The 19,450-nt window shown below is 36.0% G+C and carries 14 protein-coding genes; 13 read left to right on the top strand and 1 reads right to left on the bottom strand.

The genetic code is table 11. The annotated features are described in order from the left end of the window. Nucleotides 1-254: 254 nt before the first annotated feature. Genes ACQKIM_RS19825 through ACQKIM_RS19805 form a run of 5 tightly spaced genes read left to right on the top strand, consistent with a single transcriptional unit; the run spans nucleotide 255 to nucleotide 7,742 of the window. On the top strand, nucleotides 255-1,580 hold the full coding sequence (locus ACQKIM_RS19825; RefSeq protein ID WP_427547269.1) for a nucleotide sugar dehydrogenase: 1,326 nt from the start codon (nucleotides 255-257) through the stop codon (nucleotides 1,578-1,580). 16 nt (nucleotides 1,581-1,596) lie between these two features. Next, nucleotides 1,597-3,027 carry a polysaccharide deacetylase family protein gene (locus tag ACQKIM_RS19820; protein ID WP_427547266.1) on the top strand — a complete coding sequence of 477 codons (1,431 nt, stop codon included), beginning with the start codon at nucleotides 1,597-1,599 and terminating at the stop codon, nucleotides 3,025-3,027. A 5-nt stretch (nucleotides 3,028-3,032) separates the two neighbouring features. Then, on the top strand, nucleotides 3,033-4,901 hold the full coding sequence (locus ACQKIM_RS19815) for a glycosyltransferase family 2 protein (RefSeq protein ID WP_427547264.1): 1,869 nt from the start codon (nucleotides 3,033-3,035) through the stop codon (nucleotides 4,899-4,901). Further along, entirely contained in the window at nucleotides 4,898-6,649 is a 1,752-nt protein-coding gene (locus ACQKIM_RS19810) for a polysaccharide deacetylase family protein (protein ID WP_427547261.1), read from the top strand. The genes ACQKIM_RS19815 and ACQKIM_RS19810 overlap by 4 nt, the downstream gene beginning before the upstream one ends. Before the next feature lie 22 nt (nucleotides 6,650-6,671). After that, nucleotides 6,672-7,742, top strand: a complete 1,071-nt coding sequence (locus tag ACQKIM_RS19805) for a glycosyl hydrolase family 18 protein (RefSeq protein ID WP_427547259.1) — start codon at nucleotides 6,672-6,674, stop codon at nucleotides 7,740-7,742. A gap of 26 nt (nucleotides 7,743-7,768) precedes the next feature. Here the strand turns inward: ACQKIM_RS19805 and ACQKIM_RS19800 are convergent, their stop codons facing one another. After that, the gene (locus tag ACQKIM_RS19800) at nucleotides 7,769-8,671 is read right to left on the bottom strand and encodes a LysR family transcriptional regulator (RefSeq protein ID WP_427547256.1); all 903 of its coding nucleotides are present in this window, start codon (nucleotides 8,669-8,671) and stop codon (nucleotides 7,769-7,771) included. 208 nt (nucleotides 8,672-8,879) lie between these two features. On the opposite strand from ACQKIM_RS19800, the gene ACQKIM_RS19795 reads away from it, so the two are divergent. The 8 genes from ACQKIM_RS19795 to ACQKIM_RS19760 all read left to right on the top strand — a co-directional run bounded on the left by ACQKIM_RS19795 (nucleotide 8,880) and on the right by ACQKIM_RS19760 (nucleotide 18,963). Then, nucleotides 8,880-11,825, top strand: coding sequence for a histidine kinase (locus ACQKIM_RS19795; RefSeq protein WP_427547254.1), 2,946 nt, complete (start codon nucleotides 8,880-8,882; stop codon nucleotides 11,823-11,825). Beyond that, nucleotides 11,797-12,570 carry a response regulator gene (locus tag ACQKIM_RS19790; protein ID WP_427547251.1) on the top strand — a complete coding sequence of 258 codons (774 nt, stop codon included), beginning with the start codon at nucleotides 11,797-11,799 and terminating at the stop codon, nucleotides 12,568-12,570. The genes ACQKIM_RS19795 and ACQKIM_RS19790 overlap by 29 nt, the downstream gene beginning before the upstream one ends. A 449-nt stretch (nucleotides 12,571-13,019) precedes the next feature. After that, entirely contained in the window at nucleotides 13,020-13,805 is a 786-nt protein-coding gene (sufC, locus tag ACQKIM_RS19785; protein WP_427547316.1) for a Fe-S cluster assembly ATPase SufC, read from the top strand. An 18-nt stretch (nucleotides 13,806-13,823) separates the two neighbouring features. Next, complete coding sequence (gene sufD, locus ACQKIM_RS19780) at nucleotides 13,824-15,131, top strand: Fe-S cluster assembly protein SufD (protein WP_427547248.1); 1,308 nt, start codon at nucleotides 13,824-13,826, stop codon at nucleotides 15,129-15,131. Continuing rightward, nucleotides 15,131-16,360, top strand: a complete 1,230-nt coding sequence (locus tag ACQKIM_RS19775) for a cysteine desulfurase (RefSeq protein ID WP_427547245.1) — start codon at nucleotides 15,131-15,133, stop codon at nucleotides 16,358-16,360. Before sufD ends, ACQKIM_RS19775 begins: the two co-directional genes overlap by 1 nt. Further along, complete coding sequence (gene sufU, locus ACQKIM_RS19770; RefSeq protein ID WP_427547242.1) at nucleotides 16,350-16,778, top strand: Fe-S cluster assembly sulfur transfer protein SufU; 429 nt, start codon at nucleotides 16,350-16,352, stop codon at nucleotides 16,776-16,778. Before ACQKIM_RS19775 ends, sufU begins: the two co-directional genes overlap by 11 nt. 97 nt (nucleotides 16,779-16,875) lie before the next feature. Further along, on the top strand, nucleotides 16,876-18,273 hold the full coding sequence (gene sufB, locus ACQKIM_RS19765; protein WP_009371995.1) for a Fe-S cluster assembly protein SufB: 1,398 nt from the start codon (nucleotides 16,876-16,878) through the stop codon (nucleotides 18,271-18,273). Between the two features lie 423 nt (nucleotides 18,274-18,696). Continuing rightward, nucleotides 18,697-18,963 carry a hypothetical protein gene (locus ACQKIM_RS19760; RefSeq protein WP_427547239.1) on the top strand — a complete coding sequence of 89 codons (267 nt, stop codon included), beginning with the start codon at nucleotides 18,697-18,699 and terminating at the stop codon, nucleotides 18,961-18,963. The last annotated feature ends 487 nt before the right edge of the window (nucleotides 18,964-19,450 follow it).

Genomic DNA, 19,450 nt, shown 5'->3' with positions numbered 1-19,450 from the left:
GATTGTGTTGTTGATTTTATTTTAAAAATATATTAGTGAGTAGTTATTTTTTCATTTCATAAGTGAAATGTTTAGAAATTGTTTAGTGATATTTAGTACTATGTGTATGTTGTAAAAGTAATTTTCGCATATATTGGGATCACAATCTAATTTTATTTAAATAATTATTTTAAAATACAAAACCATACAGGTAAATCGAAAAGAATTTGAAAATGTGAGTATCCAAACATTTCAAGATAAAGGAGTAATTTTTTATGGGGTTAAGGATTGATTCACCAATAGTAGCTTTAACAAAGAAAATTCATACAAAAGAGGCTGTAATTGGAGTAATCGGACTGGGCTATGTAGGGCTACCACTAGCGCTAGAAATCACTAATAAGGATTTTCAGGTAATTGGCTTTGATAAGGATCATGTAAAAATAGATAAATTAAAGGCTGGTCAAAGTTATATTGTGGATATGCCAAGTGCAGTCATTCACAAGGCTGTTACTGAAGAGAAGTTTGAGCCTACAAATGACTTTTCCAAACTTGCACATGCTGATGTCATTATTATTTGTGTACCAACGCCAACAACAGCAGATGGAGCACCGAATATTTCATATATTGAAGAAGCCTCTATAGCCATTCAACAGAATATTTCTACCAATACGCTGATTATTCTTGAAAGCACAACTTATCCAGGTACTACAGAACAAATTGTCCGACCAATTCTAGCAAAAAGCAATTTTGTAATTGGGCAGGAAATATTTTTAGCTTATTCACCTGAACGTGTCGATCCTGGAAATGTAAATTTTTCAGTTTCAAATACACCGAAAGTAGTAGGCGGTATAACTGAGGCATGCTTGGAGGTTTCAAAGCTCTTTTATGAAACTGTGCTTAATACAAATGTATTTACTGTCACAAGTCCAAAAATAGCAGAAATGGAGAAGTTATTAGAAAATACATTTCGTCAAATAAATATTGCACTTGTCAATGAATTAAGTCAAATATGCCATAAAATGGATATTAATGTTTGGGAGGTTATTGAAGCCGCTTCGACAAAGCCTTATGGTTTTATGCCCTTTACGCCAGGTCCTGGTGTGGGAGGTCATTGTATACCTGTGGACCCAAAATATTTATCATGGGCAAGTCAACAACATGGTATTTCGGCAACTTTAATTGAAGCTGCTGATAAAATTAATGATTCAATGCCTAGTTTTGTAGTTGATAGATTGAGTAAATATTTAGTAGCTCAGAACAAAAAACTGAATGAAGCAGAGATTGTGGTAATTGGTGTCGCATATAAGCCAAATATTAACGATTTCCGTGAATCACCTGCATTACAAGTGATTGGTGAGTTAAAGAGAGCGCAGTGTGAGTTAAAGATTGTTGATCCGTTTATTGAGTCATTTACGATAAAAGAGGAAGTTTTTAGTACCGTGTTGTTAACAGAGACTCTAATTCAAAAAGCAGATGCAGTATTAATTTTAACAAATCATAAAAATATCGATTATGCCTTAATTGATCAACAGGCTGCTTTAATTTTTGACACAAGAAATACCCATTTTTTATTTAAAAACGAAAAATATTACAAACTATAAGGGGAATTTTGTAGACATGAGACAACTAAAAATATGTAGTCTACTGTTCATTTTATTGTTAGCCGGGTGTCAAACCTCAAATGAAGATCATCAGGTTAAACCTGTCGACTCGACGATTGAGATTAAAGAGCATGATGGGACTATGAGTGCTGTTTATAGTCATGCCAGCATACTTGACCAAAAGGTTGCAATTACCTTTAATGGGCTTGCAGATAATGACACTATGCAAAAGCTTTTAAAGGCATTAGATCAGTCCAATATGAAGGCAACTTTTTTTGTGGAAGGTATGCGAATAGCACAGGATCCTGATTTAGTAAAGGATATCTTAGCAAGAGGACATGAAGTAGAAAATGGAACATTAACGTTTCCCGATATGGCAGATTTAAGCTATGAGGAAACCTATAAGGAAATTTTCTTAGCAAATGAAGTATTTGAGGAACAATTAGGATATACGCCTAAATATGTTCGCAGCCGCTCTGGCGATTCGACGGATAATATGCGTTTAGCATCAAAAACATTAAACATGAAGGGTGTCGTTGAATCGTCTATTAATCCGAAAGACCGCGATATGCAAAGTGCAGAGGAGATAATGGATTATATTCATCGTTTTATTAATAGCGGCTCGATTATTCATTTAAATACGTACATTAATCCAGCAGTCATTGATGTGATTCCACTATTGTCCCAATATGGAAAGGATAAAGGATATGTCTTTACGACATTAACGGATGTGTTAGATGAACAATATATTGCCAAACCTTTGGAGGAAATTGATGGCTATGATGCTATTAAAATAAATCCAGATTATCAAAATGTTAAACCTAATATATTCTATCGCAAAAATACTACTAAAAAAGAAATTGCTTTATCCTTTGATGATTGGGCTAGTGAGGAAAGAATTAAAGAGATTTTAGATATTCTTGATAAATACAATGTAAAATCAACCTTCTTTTTAATTGGGAAGGGTGTGGAAAAGGATCCTCAATTAGCAAGATTAATTGTAAATAGAGGTCATGAGGTTGCTAGTCATTCTTACAACCATCTTGATGTTACGACCATGACCCCTGAAGAGCTACAGGAGGATGTGGTAATGGCGCACAAGGCATTAACATATGCCATACAGGAAAAACCTTTACTATATTTTAGACCAAATAAAGGTGTAATTAATGAAGAATCTGCAAAAATTATTGCTGCAACAGGTGTTACTTCGATTGCCATGTACGATATCGCATCCTTTGACTGGAATTTAGAGTTATCAGCTCAGGATATTTATAATCGTGTAATAAGCAGAGCTGCTCCAGGAAAGGTAATTGTTATGCATATTTTAGATGGGACGAAAACAGTGGAAGTATTACCATCAATAATTGAAAAGCTGCAAAAAGATGGATATAGCTTTTCAAAGATGTCTACTTGGATTGAAGAAGATTCGAATAAGAAAGTGAATTGATAATCATGAATAAGAAAAAAGAGGTCTTAACGATACCACGCTCTGATCGGCGAATACTATCAAATATTCCTGATCCGGAAAATATACGAAGCCTAGTTAATCGACGAGGTGCTTCCTATCAGACAGAGGAGATCGACCCTACAGATGTCAATGAAATATATCGTTTACAGCTTCTAAGTTTACGTTACGTAACCAATTTTGAAGTACAAATTAAAAGGGCTAGGAAAAAAGTAAATAATGAAAAGCATTATGCAGAGGATATTTCTGTTACTGGTATTCTAATCTATTCAGCAAATCCGAACAACTTATTAATGGATGAGATTATTACAATGAATTTCACTATTCCTGGTGGAGCGATGCCAGAGGGCTATGAGTCTAAAGTAAATTTAAAGGCAAAAGTAGTTCGCTCTTTTACGAAAGAGGTAGATGGTGAAATAAGGTACTATTGTGCTTGTGAGTTTTTGGAGCCGTTAAACGAATATATGACAAAAAAGCGCTGGGGACTATCAATTTTTGTAGCAAGTCTATTTCTATTGATTGTTTCAGTTATAGTCATGCTGATGCGGGCTGAAAGTGTTATCTACTTTAAATTTAATAAGTTTCTATATTTATATAGTATTATTGCAGCAACATTTCTTCTAAGCAGATATTTCTTCGGGGTTTTCTATAGAAATGTTCCGATAAATCCCAAATTTGAACCGGGTGTTTCGATTATAATTCCTGTTTTTAATGAAGAAGAATGGATTCATCGCACCATTTTAAGCTGCATAAATCAGTATTATCCTGTAGATAAATTGGAAGTTATTGTTGTGGACGATTACTCAACGGATAGAACTGAGGAAAAAGCTAAGGAAATGATTGAGATGATTCATGGTGAGGGTGGACGCTTTAAAACAGAGGATCGCTTAAGCTTCCATAAGCTACCCCAAAATGGTGGTAAACGGGAGGCATTAGTGGCAGGTGTACATCTTGCAAAGCATGATTTAGTCGTTTTTGTGGACTCAGATAGTTTTTTAGAACCTCATGCCATCAGAAATTTAGTGCAGCCCTTCCAGGATCCACAAATGGGAGGTGTAGCTGGACGAACAGAGGTTGAAAATAAATTCACCAATGCCTTAACGAAATTACAAACAGTTCGTTATTATATTGCCTTCCGTATAATGAAGGCCGCTGAATCTTGGTTTGACACGGTAACATGCTTATCTGGACCGTTAGCATGTTACCGAAAAGAGCTAATTTTGCAAAACGAGACAGCATGGCTAAATCAAAAATTTCTTGGGCAGCCTGCAACCTTTGGTGATGACCGAAGTATGACGAACTATATATTAAAAACACATCGCACAGGCTATCAGGATAATGCTGTATGCTCTACGATTGTTCCATCAGAGTCAAAAGTTTTTTTATCTCAGCAAATGAGATGGAAGCGGTCATGGCTGCGTGAATCACTGCGAGCATTTTTATTTATGTGGAAAAAGGAACCCTTTATGTTTTTGTTTTTCATTATCGGTTTAATTGTGCCGATAGCAGCTCCTATTGTTGTTGTTTACAATTTAATTTATGTGCCAATCATGCATGGTATTTTCCCAACTACGTTTTTAATGGGTCTGCTATTAATGGCTATGCTGATGAGTTTGGCCCATCTTTTCTTTAGAAGGAGTAAATTGTGGGCATTTGGCTTTATCTTTGTCCTTTTCTATGAATTTATTTTACTGTGGCAAATGCCAGTTGCATGGGTTACTTTTTGGAAATCTACGTGGGGCACAAGGGAAACACCTCAGGATGTCATAGCGAAGGAAAAGAAATTGGAGAAGCAAAAATTACGAAAATCCCGATTTTCGATTCTAAAAAATAGAAAAATGGGTGAGAAGGAATGAGTGAAAAAAATGTTGTATTAAATCCAGCTAAAAAAAATCGTAGGAAAATCATACGCTCCATAGCTCAATTAATTATCGTTATATTTTTAGCAGTTGTTTTAATACGTGTCGTATTTTTGACAGAAAAAAGGGTAGAGGAAAAGATTCCATTAGAAAATAAAGATGGATTCATCGCCTTATCGTATTTTGGTGTGAGCAGAGGCGACTCTCCTAAATATGTTTCAAAGAAGAATTTAAAAGAACAATTATCATTGCTTGAAAGACAGGGCTATAAAACAATTACACAGCAGGATATTTTAGATTTTTATGAAAAAAACAAGCCACTTCCAGAAAAATCCTTGTATTTATCATTTGAAGATGGTCGTACGGATTCAAGTATCTTTGCCCAAAATATTATGGAGAATCTAAATTATAAAGCGACAATGTTTACGTATGCGAATAAAATGGATACACGTGATAACAAATTTTTGAAGCCAAAAGACTTATTATTGATGGAAAAAAGCGGGTATTGGGAATTGGGATCTAATGGCTACCGGCTGACATATATTAATATTTATAACGATAAAGGACAGTCATTAGGAATAATTGATGAAAATGATGTACCGAATAAAACGACGATTGAATATTATAATCACTATTTAATGGATTTTATTCGTAATCAATACATGATTCCGAGTGAAACACGTAAGGAAATGGAAGCACGAATTAAAAAAGATTATAAATCGATGCATGATATTTATAAAGAGGAATTAGGAGAGATTCCCAGAGCTTATGCTATTATGCATGCTAATTCACTCTATAATAATATGGAACCGTTAGTGCAAAGTGTGAATGATAAGCAAATTAAGGATACGTTTAGTATGCATTTCAATCGCGAGCAGGGGGTCTATAATAAGGCTGATGCTGATCTCTACAATTTAAGCCGATTACAAGTATCTCCTTATTGGTCTACCAACCATGTGATGATGAAAATTCGTCAGGCAAGTAAGCAAAATGTAGAATTTGAATTAGGCGATCATGAATTAGCTAAGAAATGGTCGATTGTGAATGGTGCTGTACAATATAAAAATAATGAGATGATAATCACATCACCCCCGTCTAGTGAAGGGCGAGTGCTATTAAAGGAAGCACTGCCAGAACAATATACGGTAAACCTTGCTTTTAAAGGAAACGTTGTTGGACAGCAATCTATCTATTTAAATTATGATGAAAAAAATAATAGTTATATTCGCGTAGCTCTCGTAGATAATGAAATTGTTATTTCTGAAAAATTACCAGGAGCTGGTGTTGTTGAGAAGGAACGTTTCGCATTAAACGAAATAAAGTGGAATGAAGAGGAGTATGCATTTAATAAAGCGACTGTCTACACCTATCAGGATACGCAAAAGGGCTCTAGAATAGATGAAGAAGAATATCCAAGAAATCTTACAAAAAAAAGAGTATTTAATATTACAGTAAATAAAGATAAAATAACAATAGATGTAGATAAGGTATTGTCCAAAACAATTGAAGTAAATCCAGCAATCCAAGGATCTCAGATTGGATTTGGTGCTTTGTTTAGCAAGAAGGATACCTCCCATGAACAATATGCGGACGATATTTATGATACATTAATCGAAGATATTTTAATTTCAGATAAGAATGATCAAATAATTTTTACTAACCAATATACGAATTTCGATAAAGTAAAGTATAAAACAGCGACAATATTCAATCATGTAGTTGACTTCTTTATTGAAACCTTCTAAAACGGGGGGAAATTAGATTCAAGTGAAAAACTTTTTGTTGTTTATCTGTATAATTTTATTAATTATCACGGCTTGTAATAATAGCAAAGAAGTACCTGCTGAGGCAAAAGAGGAGCTGAAGGATAAGAACAAGCTTCAATTATCCATTTGGCTGCCTGAATGGCAAAAAAAATCAGCTTTTGAAGATGTGAAAAATTCGCAGCAGGGCTTACAGGATATTCGCGTTTTTGGTGCCTACTTTAATAGTAAAGATCAATTATTATTAACTGACAGTGCAATAGAAATGTTGAAACAAACACAGCAACAATTTAATGAAACACACCATGTGATGCTTACGTTAATTAATGATTATGTTACAGATAATGCCCCATCTGTTCAGAAGGATAGTACGTTATTACATCGCCTGCTACAAGATGCGCCAACTAGACAGAAACACATCGATAATATTATGCAAATTGTAGAGCAATACAATTTGAAGGGTATTGAAATTGATTATGAGAAGATTGCTAAAGAGGACCTTCCAAAGTATGTACTTTTCCTAGAGGAGCTTTATCAGCAGCTATTGAAAAAGGATGTTACTTTACATGTTGTTCTAGAGCCACGTTTCCCATTCGATATAAAGCTACCAGATGGACCGAAATATACTGTAATGGCTTATAATGTATATGGCTATCATAGTGGTCCAGGTGCGAAGGCAACCTTTTTATTTTTAGATGATCTAATGAAAAAGATTGAAAAATCCAATCAGGATCTAGCAATTGCCTTTGCTACTGGAGGCTTTAAATGGGTCAATCAAGGCAAGACGGTTGCGATAACAGAGATTGAGGCAGAGGAATTACTGACTAAAACGAAAGCTGTAAAGCAACGCGATAAAGCAAGTGATGCAGTCTATTTTAGTTATTTAGATGATCAAAATATTAAGCATGAAGTCTGGTATGCTGATCAGGAAACACTTGAAAAATGGATCTCCTATGTGCGTAAGAAAAACTACAATAATGTTGTTTTATGGCGTGCAGGAGGTTTAGGGTCAAAGACGATACAATGGATTGGTGAACAAACAGCAGAGGGACGCATAGCAAATACGAAGCAATAAAAAAATCGCCGGCAATGGCGATTTTTTTATTGGAATTGTGATAGGCGTGAAAAAAAGGTTGTGACGAAGTTTAAAAATATTTTTTCTGAAGGTGCTATTTCACGGTTTATAGGTGAAATAATGCCAACTGTTCTGGGAATCGTAGGTGATTGAATAGGCACCTTTACGGTGAAGCGAGCAGCTGAGTCGTATAGTGAGCTTTCGGGTAGCAGGCTAACTCCGATACCTGCAGCAACAAGCCCCTTTAGTGCATCTAAGTCCTCACCCTCCGAGATAACATTCGGCAGAAAACCAGCAGCACGACAGGCATCCATCGCCACCTTATGTAATATGTAGCCATCTGGAAACAGCACAAATAAGTCATTTCGCAATTCAGCCAATTGGATGCTTTCCTTCTTCGCTAATGGATGGTTGGCCGGAAGTAATGCAGCGATATCCTCTGTAAATAAAATTGTAGATTGTATGGATTCATCCTTCGGGGGAAGAGGACCTAAAAAGGCTAGGTTTAACTCCCGATTTTTGACTGCATCAATTAAAAAACGGTAGGAGCCTTGACGAAGCTGAAATTGTAAATCAGGATATTCTCGTTTGAAGGCTGAAATAACCGTTGGCAGGACATAACTAGCCAAGCTTGTGGGAAAGCCGATTTTTATCGTACCTTTCGCAGGATCTAAATATTCTTCAACCTGTTTGGCTGCAAAATCAATAGCCTTTAAGGCAGTAATCGTATGCTCAAGAAATATCTTTCCAATTGGTGTTAATTTGACATTTCGCCCCACACGTTCAAATAGGGGTGTCCCTAATTCATCTTCTAAATTGGCAATTTGACGGCTAATTGCAGATTGAGCAACATGAAGATGCTCAGCTGCTTCTGAGATGTGCTCACGCTCAGCAACTTCAACAAAATAACGTAATTGACGTAACTCCAATAAATTTCACCTCTATTAATCGAAAAATAAGATTGATTATACTCCAATTATATAATATTTAAGATGAAAAAAGACTGTAAATCAACAGATGTTTAAAAAATATAATGATTGTATTAATGATTTCTTCTTTTATTAAGAATTTAACCAGCATCAAAATTTGTTAGTAATTTGAGAGTAGGTTCTTGTAAGATAAGAATGAGGTGGATTCATGATAAAGAAGGGCATAAGTTGGCTGTTAATTTTATTAGCAATCATTATTTTAGCTTTATTAATATTTAATGATCAGGATACAAGTAAAACAAATATACAAGCAACTGATGGGATTTTGAATATCTCAGGGATTACTACTGAAGAGAAAATGGTTGCTCTTTCTGGGGAGTGGAAATTTATAGGTAAGCAGTTTATGGAACCAAATAATTTTCCAGACAATGCTGACACAGAAATAGTTCCTGGTCCTTGGCGTGAGAATGTGAAAGTTGGAACTTATCAGCTAACTGTGAATTTACCATCTCATTTTGAAAAAGTGGGCCTGCGTGTAAGAAATATTTGGTCTGCCCATCGGCTGTACATTAACGATAAAGAATATGCATCTTATGGAACACTTGGTCTAACAAAAAAAGATTCTGAGCCAAGTAATCCTGTATATGAAGTTTATTTTACACCGATTTCCAAAACAGTCACGATTACTTTGCAGGTAGCCGATTTTTATAATGCAAGGCATGGCATTATTTTTCCTATCGATATTGGTGACGCAGATACAATGGCTAATGATGTTATAAAAGATGTTTTTTTAGAAAAAACGACTATAATAGTGCTTTTTATCTTCTCAATCTTTCATTTTAGTTTGTATTTATTAAGAACAAGAGATAAAGCATTTTTTTACAGTGCCATGTATTTTTTTACACTAGCCATTTTAGTATGTACTCGTGGCGAACGCACCTTATATAGAGAGTTTCCTCAGCTTACATTTGAATGGTATTTTCGCTTGCAAGATTTTACAACATATATAAATGCGGTCACGCTATTCTTTTTCTTTGTCTATATCATTGAAGGCATGATGAAGCGAAGAACGGCGATAGTATTAACATTGCCTCTAATTATTTACGGAATTGGAACATTCCTTCTTCCAGCGAGATCATTATCAAATCTACAATATGTGTTTTTTGGGTATATTAATATATTAGCGCTGCTGATTGTTGGGAGATCTATTTATTTATTTTTCATAAAAACTACTCGAATTCCTAAAAATGAATTAATAACTTTGAGTGCAACGATGCTAGCTCTTTTTATTTTTAGTTTAAGTGGCACTTTTGATCAGCTGTTTTTCTCAGGAAGAAATGTTTTTAATCGAGTGGGCTTACTATTTTTTGTGTTGGGAATGAATGTTTTTTTAGCAATGCGGCTTATTAATCGAACGACAGAAGCTGAAATTTATAGTGACCGTCTAGAGAAAGCGACGATTGGTAAGGATTCTTTTTTAGAGGTTACGACAAAGGAACTAGAGCAGCCTATTTATCATGCTCTGAATGTAACTAAAACATTATCAGCTCAACAAACATCTACAGTACATCGATTGCTGGAACAACAGCTTGAACGATTGCTATACCTAGTAAATGATTTAAAAGATTTCACAAAAATTCGCTTTCAGGATTTTCACATTGATGTACATCCCGTCAATATTCAAATGATTGTTCAGCATGTATTAACAATGCATGAACGCACTATGGAAAAGGCCAATATTCGTTTATATACGCATACAAATGCCAAATTACTAGTTCAAGCAGATGAGCAAAGAGTAGGTCAAATTTTTTACAGGATTATAGAAACCGCTATTGCTCATGCAGTTAATGGAGAAGTTGTCCTGACGATTTTACATTTAGATACAGATGTAAGAATTACAGTAGAGGGAATAGGTCCCGAAGTGATTCAACAAATCGCAGCAGATGAAACTGGTCAATCGATTGGTAAGGCCATTATAGAACAAATGGGTGGAAGCTACTCAGTAGATCTATTACATAATGGTATACGGTTTCTTTTAACGTTACCATTTGGTGGGTATGAACAAAAACAGGAAAATAAAAGGACAATGCCTGCTCCTATTGCCTTGACTGAGGTAAATGAATATCTGCCTAAATTGCTTATCGTTGAGGATGATGTTATTCATGCAGAGGTGTTACAAAGCCTTCTCCAAAGTCATTATTCTATTCACCTAGCTTATAGCGCTGAGGAGGCTCTTAGGGTCATCGAGCAACAAGCACCGGATTTTTTATTTATCGATGAGGTTATGCCTGGAATGAATGGCATTGCTCTTACAAAAAAAATCCGCAATCAGTTAAGCTTTATTGAGCTTCCAATAATTATGATGGTGACGAATGAATATCCTACGAATATTTCGCTTGTATTGGAATCTGGTGCAAATGATTATATTCGTAAGCCTGCAACAAAAGAAACGCTGTTAGCTCGTTTATCGGCTATTGCGTTAACAAAAGAATCAATAGAAAAAGCGATAGAGCACGAAATGGCATTTCTCCAAGCACAAATAAAGCCTCATTTCTTATATAACGCGTTAAGTAGTATTATTTCTTTTTGTTATACAGATGGAGAGCGAGCGGGACATTTGTTAACAATGCTATCAACTTATTTGCGTTATATTTTTGATTCGGGTAAGGAAGGGCATAGTGCAACACTGGAGCGGGAGTTGGAAATAATTCGGGCTTATGTAGAGATTGAGCAAGCCCGCTTTGGTAGTAGATTGAGTGTTTTGTTTCATATCGATGAGACAATAGATACAACGAAAGTGGAGATTCCAAGTTTGCTTATTCAACCGCTTGTAGAAAATGCAATTCGCCATGGTATTTTTGAAAAAGAGGGTGATGGTACAGTCATCATCCAAGTTCAGAAAGAGGAGGCTGCTCTTCAAATTCAAGTGGTTGATGATGGGGTTGGTATGACTGAGGATCAAGTGACAGCCTTGAGTAAGGGTGAAAATTTATACTCGAGTGGCATTGGATTTACGAATGTATTACGTCGTATAAAGGAAATACCAAAAGCTACACTTACCATTACATCTTCTATAAACGTAGGCACAACAATGACATTAAGACAACCGTTAAAGGAGCATGAAAATGTGGAGAATTATTATGGTAGAGGATGAGCAGCCTATTTTAGAGTTGCATAAACGTTTACTAGAGAAAGATAGTTTATTTGAAGTCATTGCTTCCTTTACCTCTCCAATTGTAGCGGTAAAGGAAATTGCAGCAATTACCTGCGATGCAATTCTTTTAGACATTGAGATGCCTAAAATGAATGGTCTTGAACTTGCGTCTAATTTAGTAGCGGAGGGGATTGATGTTCCGATAATATTTTCGACTGCCTACACAAAGTATGCAGTAGATGCTTTTCGTGTTCAGGCGTTAGATTATATTTTAAAACCTATGACACCAAATACTGTACTTCGACTAGATGAGCGACTTGCCAAATATTATGGCAGGCATCAGCAACAAGTTCTGGCAAAGCTAGAAGTAAGATTAAGTGGAGATGTTGGAACACGCATGAACGGAAAGGCTATTAAATGGCGAACAAAGGTGACAGAAGAGCTCTTCTATTACATGTTAATAAATGAGGGCAAAGTGGTTTCTAAATACAGAATTTTAGATGATATTTGGCCAAATATTGATGAAAAAAAGGCATTAGCGAATCTTTATAATACAATCTATCGGCTTCGTCAGCTTTTTAATGAATTGAGTGTCTCGATTCAAATTGAGCGGGTAAATGATGGGTATGAGTTAAGAACAAATGAGGCAGTTGATATTCAGTATGAATCTGATCAAGATGCATTTTTACTAGAATCAAAGGGATATTTATGGGCTTATAACTATAATAATATCATAAAGGTATAGAACATATTGGATTTGAAGAGATATTCGACATTTATTTTGTTGAATATCTTTTTTTATAATTTGTAAAATTATTGATATTAGTTTCTATTAATTTGTTTCCTTAATTGATTCCATTCTAAAGAAAAAGGTTATAGTATAGATATTGTTGTTTATGCAAATTTGTCACAAAACCGCTACAATTAACGCTTTCTGCGAGGTTTTCACTATGTTGCTAGATGAAATTAATTCTCAATTAAGGTTATTTTATTGAAAATAAAAAAAGTCGATTCTCATTGTCAATAACGGTTGGCAATAATCTGAAAATGCTTACAAAATCCTTGTTATTAAGGATTTTAGCAGAGAAAAGTGAACGGAGTTGAAATGGTTTGCATAGAGAACGATTTTCAGTTAAGATTAGAATGATGATAATTAAGGAATGGTTCCCCATTCACTGAACACACTATGGAGGTATTTTCATGTCAACTTTAGTTATTAAAGATCTTCACGTTGAAATCGACGGGAAAGAGATTTTAAAAGGTGTAAACCTTACAATCAATACAAATGAAATTCACGCAATCATGGGACCTAACGGAACTGGTAAATCCACACTAGCTTCTGCAATCATGGGGCATCCTAAATATGAAGTAACTTCAGGTACTGTTGAGCTTGATGGAGAAGATGTGCTTGAAATGGAAGTAGATGAGCGTGCTCAAGCTGGTTTATTCCTAGCTATGCAATACCCATCTGAAATTGCAGGTGTAACAAATGCTGATTTCTTACGTTCAGCTATTAATGCACGTCGTGAAGAAGGCGATGAAATTTCATTAATGAAATTTATTCGTGAATTAGATAAAAACATGGAATTCCTTGAAATGAATGAAGATATGGCTCAACGTTATTTAAATGAAGGTTTCTCTGGCGGTGAGAAAAAACGTAATGAGATTCTTCAATTAATGATGATTAAACCAACAATTGCGATTTTAGACGAAATTGACTCTGGTCTTGATATCGATGCCCTTAAAGTAGTATCAAAAGGCATCAATGCAATGCGCGGAGAAGGCTTTGGCTGCTTAATGATTACACACTACCAACGTCTACTTAACTACATTACACCAGACCATGTACACGTAATGATGCAAGGACGTGTTGTAAAATCAGGTAGTGCTGAGCTTGCACAACGCTTAGAGGCAGAAGGCTATGACTGGATTAAAAAAGAATTAGGTATCGAAGAAGAAACAGAAGAACAAGAAGCATAAGAGGGAGGACGAACTAGCATGACAGTGGAACTTAACTTGCCTGTAACAGTACAGGACGTGCGCTCGTTCTCGGAAGCAAATGGTGAGCCAACTTGGTTTACAGAGCTTCGTACGGCAGCACTAGACAAAGTAACTGGTTTAGATTTGCCAAAACCAGATAGAACGAATATTACAAAATGGGATTTTGTGAATTTCCCGGCTCACTCAGTTGTCAGTGAAGAATTTACTTCACTTGATGCACTACCAGAAGAAGCAAGAGGTTTAATTGATCTCGAAGCTCAAGAAAATCTTTATATTCAACGTAATAACACGCCAGCATATATTAAAACTTCACAAGAATTAGCTGATAAAGGTGTTATTTTTACAGATATTTTAACAGCTGTTCGTGAACATGGAGAACTTGTTCAAAAATATTTCATGACAGAAGCAGTAAAAGTAGATGAGCATAAATTAACAGCGCTTCATGCGGCACTTGTAAATGGTGGTGTGTTTGTCTATGTACCGAAAAATGTAATAATCGAACAACCACTTCAAGTTGTATTTTTAAATGATAATGCAGAAGCATCACTTTACAACCACGTTTTAGTAGTAGCGGAAGCGAATGCTGCTGTAACTTATGTTGAAACTTATATTTCGACTGTTGAAGAAGCAAAAGGTCAAGCGAATATTATTGCAGAGGTAGTAGTCCAAGATAATGCACAGGTTACATATGGTGCAGTAGATGTACTTGCAAAAGGCTATACTACGTATGTAAATCGCCGTGCGCGTTTAGCACGCGATGCAAAAGTGGATTGGGCTCTAGGCTTGATGAATGACTCAGATACAATCTCTGAAAACATTACTCATTTAATTGGTGACGGTTCTCATGCTGATACAAAAACAGTAGTTGTAGGTCGTGGAGAACAAAAACTTAACTTCACTACTGAGGTTCGTCACTGGGGTAAAAACTCTAACGGGCATATTTTAAAGCATGGTGTTATGAAAGATGCAGCTCAATCAATCTTTAATGGTATTGGTTATATCGAGCATGGTGCAACAAAAGCAGATGCACAGCAAGAGTCACGTGTATTAATGCTGTCAGAAAAGGCTCGTGGGGATGCAAACCCTATTTTATTAATTGATGAAGATGATGTAACAGCAGGACACGCAGCCTCTGTTGGTCGAGTAGATCCATTACAACTTTATTATTTAATGAGTCGTGGTATCTCGAAAGCAGAAGCAGAGCGCCTTGTTATCCATGGATTCCTTGCGCCAGTTGTTACGCAATTACCAATCGAGGGCGTTCAAAAGCAACTGACGGAGGTTATTGAAAGGAAAGTTCGCTAATGATGAAAAAAGACATTAAAAGCTATTTCCCAATTTTAGATCAGGAAGTAAATGGTCATAAACTCGTTTATCTTGATAGTGCAGCAACTTCTCAAAAACCTGTTCAAGTGATTGAAGCGATGAAGCATTATTATGAGTTCGATAATTCCAATGTTCACCGTGGTGTCCATACATTAGGAAATCGTGCTACTGATAAATATGAGGGCGCACGTGAAAAGGTTCGTAAATTTATCAATGCTCAATCCACACAAGAAATTATTTTCATGCGTGGAACAACAACGGCATTAAATACAGTAGCAGCAAGCTATGGTCGTGCCAATGTTGCTGAGGGTGATGAAATTGTTATTACTCATATGGAACATCACTCAAATATTATTCCTTGGCAGCAACTAGCTAAAGAGAAAAAAGCGATTTTAAAATACATTGAACTTGAAGCGGATGGCACACTTAGCTTAGACAAAGTACGTGCAACGATTACACCTAAGACAAAAATCGTTTCAGTTTCAATGGCATCAAATGTACTTGGTACGATTAATCCAATCAAAGAAATTGCTCAAATTGCACATGCTAACGGTGCTGTTATGGTAGCCGATGGTGCACAAGCTGCTCCACATATGAAGCTTGATGTGCAAAATTTGGATGTAGATTTCTTAGGTTTCTCTGGGCATAAAATGTGCGGACCAACTGGAATAGGTGTACTATATGGTAAAAAGGAACACCTTGAAAAGATGGAGCCAATTGAATTTGGTGGCGAAATGATTGACTTTGTTGGACTTTATGATTCAACGTGGAAGGAATTACCGTGGAAATTTGAAGGTGGAACGCCTATTATTGCAGGAGCAATAGGGTTAGGTGCCGCTATTGATTTCTTAACTGAAATAGGGCTTGATACAATTGCAGAGCATGAGCATAAGCTTGTAGGCTACGCAATGGATCAGCTTGAAACAATTGACGGACTTAAAATTTTCGGTCCACGTGATCCAATGAAGCGATGTGGACTAGTGACATTTAATTTAGACGATGTACATCCACATGATGTGGCAACGGTGCTTGATATGAATGGTATTGCTGTTCGTGCAGGACACCATTGTGCACAGCCACTAATGAAATGTCTTCAGCAAGTAGCGACAGCGCGAGCAAGCTTCTATCTGTACAATACAGAGGAGGATATTGACCGTTTAGTTGCAGGGTTACGTTCTGCGAAGGAGTATTTTGGCGATGTCTTTTAATAATTTAGATCAATTATATCGTTCAGTCATAATGGATCATTATAAAAATCCTCGTAACAAAGGATCGATAGAAAATGATGCTGTAACAATTGATATGAACAATCCGACTTGTGGTGACCGTATTCACTTAACATTGAAGGTGACTGATGGTATTGTAGAGGATGCGAAATTTGATGGTGAGGGCTGTTCCATTTCGATGTCTTCTGCGTCTATGATGACACAGCTCGTTAAAGGGAAAAAGGTAGAGGAAGCATTAGAGCTCGCTGAAATTTTCTCAAAGATGATGATGGGTGAAGAATATAGTGACAAATATGACCTTGAGGATGTTGAGGCACTACAAGGTGTAGCACAATTCCCAGCACGTATTAAATGTGCGACATTGGCTTGGAAAGCAATGGAAAAAGGTGTGAAGCAATAAATAATTTCTTTTAGTTGGGCGAAGGCAACTATATGTGTCTTCACCCAGCTAGAAAGATTTAACGACTAGATATAATATCATGAACGGAGGAGAAACGATGGCTAAAAAAATGCCTGATATCGGCGATTACAAATACGGTTTCCATGACAAGGACGTATCAATTTTCCGTTCAAAACGTGGTTTAACTGAAGAAATCGTCCGTGAAATTTCAAATATGAAACAAGAGCCAGAGTGGATGCTTGAATACCGCTTAAAAGCACTTGAAACTTTCTATACAAAACCGATGCCGCAATGGGGTGGTGACCTAGGAGACTTAGATTTTGATGAAATTACGTATTATGTAAAACCATCAGAAGCTACACAAAAATCATGGGATGAAGTACCTGATGAAATCAAAGCTACTTTTGATAAATTAGGGATTCCAGAGGCAGAACAAAAATATCTTGCAGGTGTATCAGCACAGTATGAGTCTGAGGTTGTTTACCACAACATGAAAAAAGACCTTGAAGATCTTGGTATTGTGTTTAAAGATACAGACTCTGCTTTACGTGAAAACGAAGATATTTTCAAACAATACTGGGGTAAAGTAATTCCTTACACTGACAACAAATTCGCTGCACTAAACTCAGCTGTTTGGTCAGGTGGATCATTTATCTATGTACCGCCAGGTGTGAAAGTGGAAACGCCGTTACAAGCCTATTTCCGTATTAACTCTGAAAATATGGGTCAATTCGAACGTACATTAATTATTGTGGACGAAGGTGCACATGTACACTACGTAGAAGGCTGTACAGCTCCTGTTTACACAACAAACTCTCTACACTCAGCAGTTGTAGAAATTATTGTACGTAAAGATGCTTATTGCCGTTATACTACAATTCAAAACTGGGCGAACAACGTATACAATCTTGTAACGAAACGTACAGTTGTTGAAGAAAACGGTACAATGGAATGGATTGACGGTAACATTGGTTCAAAATTAACGATGAAATACCCAGCATGTATCCTAAAAGGTGAAGGTGCTCGTGGTATGACATTATCCATCGCATTAGCAGGTAAAGGACAACACCAACATGCAGGTGCGAAAATGATTCATATGGCACCAAATACATCTTCAACTATCGTTTCTAAATCGATTGCTAAACAAGGTGGGAAAGTAACGTATATGGGACAAGTTCGTTTCGGGCCTAAAGCAAGCGGTGCGCGTGCGAACATCGAATGTGATACGTTAATTATGGATAACCAATCGACTTCTGATACAATTCCATACAACGAAATCTTAAATGATAATGTTTCATTAGAGCATGAAGCGAAAGTTTCAAAAGTGTCTGAGGAACAACTATTCTATTTAATGTCTCGCGGAATCTCTGAAGAAGAAGCAACAGAAATGATTGTAATGGGCTTCATTGAGCCATTTACAAAAGAACTTCCAATGGAATACGCAGTAGAAATGAACCGTCTTATCAAATTTGAGATGGAAGGGTCTATCGGGTAATACTCCGAAAACGTGATGATAACAGGCTTTTTTGCATATATTATCGGTGCTGAAAAGCCTGTTTGACCACATTTTGACCACGAAATTTATTTTTCTTTGTTTTTTATATGCTTTTTGTAGAGGTCGAGCGCATTTTGCTCGGTCTTTTTTGTGATGTGTAAATAATAATCTGTAGTGGTCATGCCCCAACCGATCATTTTAGTCGGGCTCCAAACGAATATGCACTTTTGCCTTTTTTATTTTTTAATTCAGCATAATGGTCAAGCCAATCTTTTAAAAGGAAACCCATTACTTTACATTTCGTTACACATTAGAGGGGTGTAAAATTCTGATAAAAAAACTTTTCCAATTATTTGTATGTCCCGTGTAACAAAGGGATATATAGTTAATTAGCGAGTGGTATATGGATTGGGGGAAATAAAAATGAGAAAACATTTAGGACTGGTATCTATTATTATTTTTATAGTGACTATTCTTATTATGAAATTTTTTATGGAAGAAAAAGTTTCTGGTATGGTAGGAACAAACTTTTTAATAGCTGGTGTAGGTGTGTCCGTTTTATTAGCAATATTTAGTGAAAAAGGAAGAGTGAAAACAATCGTGTTAAGCTTATATAGTCTACTAATTGTTGGTTTTATAATAATGGTTATACTTTATAGAGTCGCACATATGCAATCAAGTGGACTTTAGTTAAATAATCCATAAAAAGACCACTCCGTGATGGGTGGTCTTAATTTTTATATGGTGTTACATGGTGTGGAGATAATTAAAATGACCACCCATAATTGAGTGGTCTCATGATACTGTTTTTCATGCCGATTTCATGCCGACAACGTTTGAAAAAACATGATATAAATTAAAAAGTTAAATGCCAAATAGATTGATTTTATTGAGTATCTTCTATTATATAATCACTTTAAAACTATCCGTTTATCAAATTTGAGATGGAAGGCAGCATTGGATAATACTTCTGTCATACTTGATATATAAGGGTTTTGAAGAACAATAAAAATCGGACATTTCGAAAACAGACCGATTTAATTTTATCCTTAATGTATAGGAGACGAACTTTTATAGTTCGTCTCATAGTGTTGAAAAACTAAATGGTCAAGGGACTCTTTGTGAATACTACTAATTCAAATGAAGGTGATTTCCGTTCCAGGCTACTCGCTTTGCC

Source organism: Lysinibacillus sp. NPDC047702 (assembly GCF_050272555.1).
Taxonomy (GTDB): domain Bacteria; phylum Bacillota; class Bacilli; order Bacillales_A; family Planococcaceae; genus Lysinibacillus.
Note: the sequence above shows the minus strand (reverse complement) of the source record. Positions and strands in the feature narration are given on the sequence as shown.

What these genes read in the sequence shown, in the direction of transcription:
- ACQKIM_RS19825 (WP_427547269.1), top strand. Translation starts at nt 255, where the DNA reads ATGGGGTTAAGGATTGATTCACCAATAGTAGCTTTAACAAAGAAAATT.
- ACQKIM_RS19820 (WP_427547266.1), top strand. Translation starts at nt 1,597, where the DNA reads ATGAGACAACTAAAAATATGTAGTCTACTGTTCATTTTATTGTTAGCC.
- ACQKIM_RS19815 (WP_427547264.1), top strand. Translation starts at nt 3,033, where the DNA reads ATGAATAAGAAAAAAGAGGTCTTAACGATACCACGCTCTGATCGGCGA.
- ACQKIM_RS19810 (WP_427547261.1), top strand. Translation starts at nt 4,898, where the DNA reads ATGAGTGAAAAAAATGTTGTATTAAATCCAGCTAAAAAAAATCGTAGG.
- ACQKIM_RS19795 (WP_427547254.1), top strand. Translation starts at nt 8,880, where the DNA reads ATGATAAAGAAGGGCATAAGTTGGCTGTTAATTTTATTAGCAATCATT.
- ACQKIM_RS19790 (WP_427547251.1), top strand. Translation starts at nt 11,797, where the DNA reads ATGTGGAGAATTATTATGGTAGAGGATGAGCAGCCTATTTTAGAGTTG.
- sufD (WP_427547248.1), top strand. Translation starts at nt 13,824, where the DNA reads ATGACAGTGGAACTTAACTTGCCTGTAACAGTACAGGACGTGCGCTCG.
- ACQKIM_RS19775 (WP_427547245.1), top strand. Translation starts at nt 15,131, where the DNA reads ATGATGAAAAAAGACATTAAAAGCTATTTCCCAATTTTAGATCAGGAA.
- sufU (WP_427547242.1), top strand. Translation starts at nt 16,350, where the DNA reads ATGTCTTTTAATAATTTAGATCAATTATATCGTTCAGTCATAATGGAT.
- sufB (WP_009371995.1), top strand. Translation starts at nt 16,876, where the DNA reads ATGGCTAAAAAAATGCCTGATATCGGCGATTACAAATACGGTTTCCAT.
- ACQKIM_RS19760 (WP_427547239.1), top strand. Translation starts at nt 18,697, where the DNA reads ATGAGAAAACATTTAGGACTGGTATCTATTATTATTTTTATAGTGACT.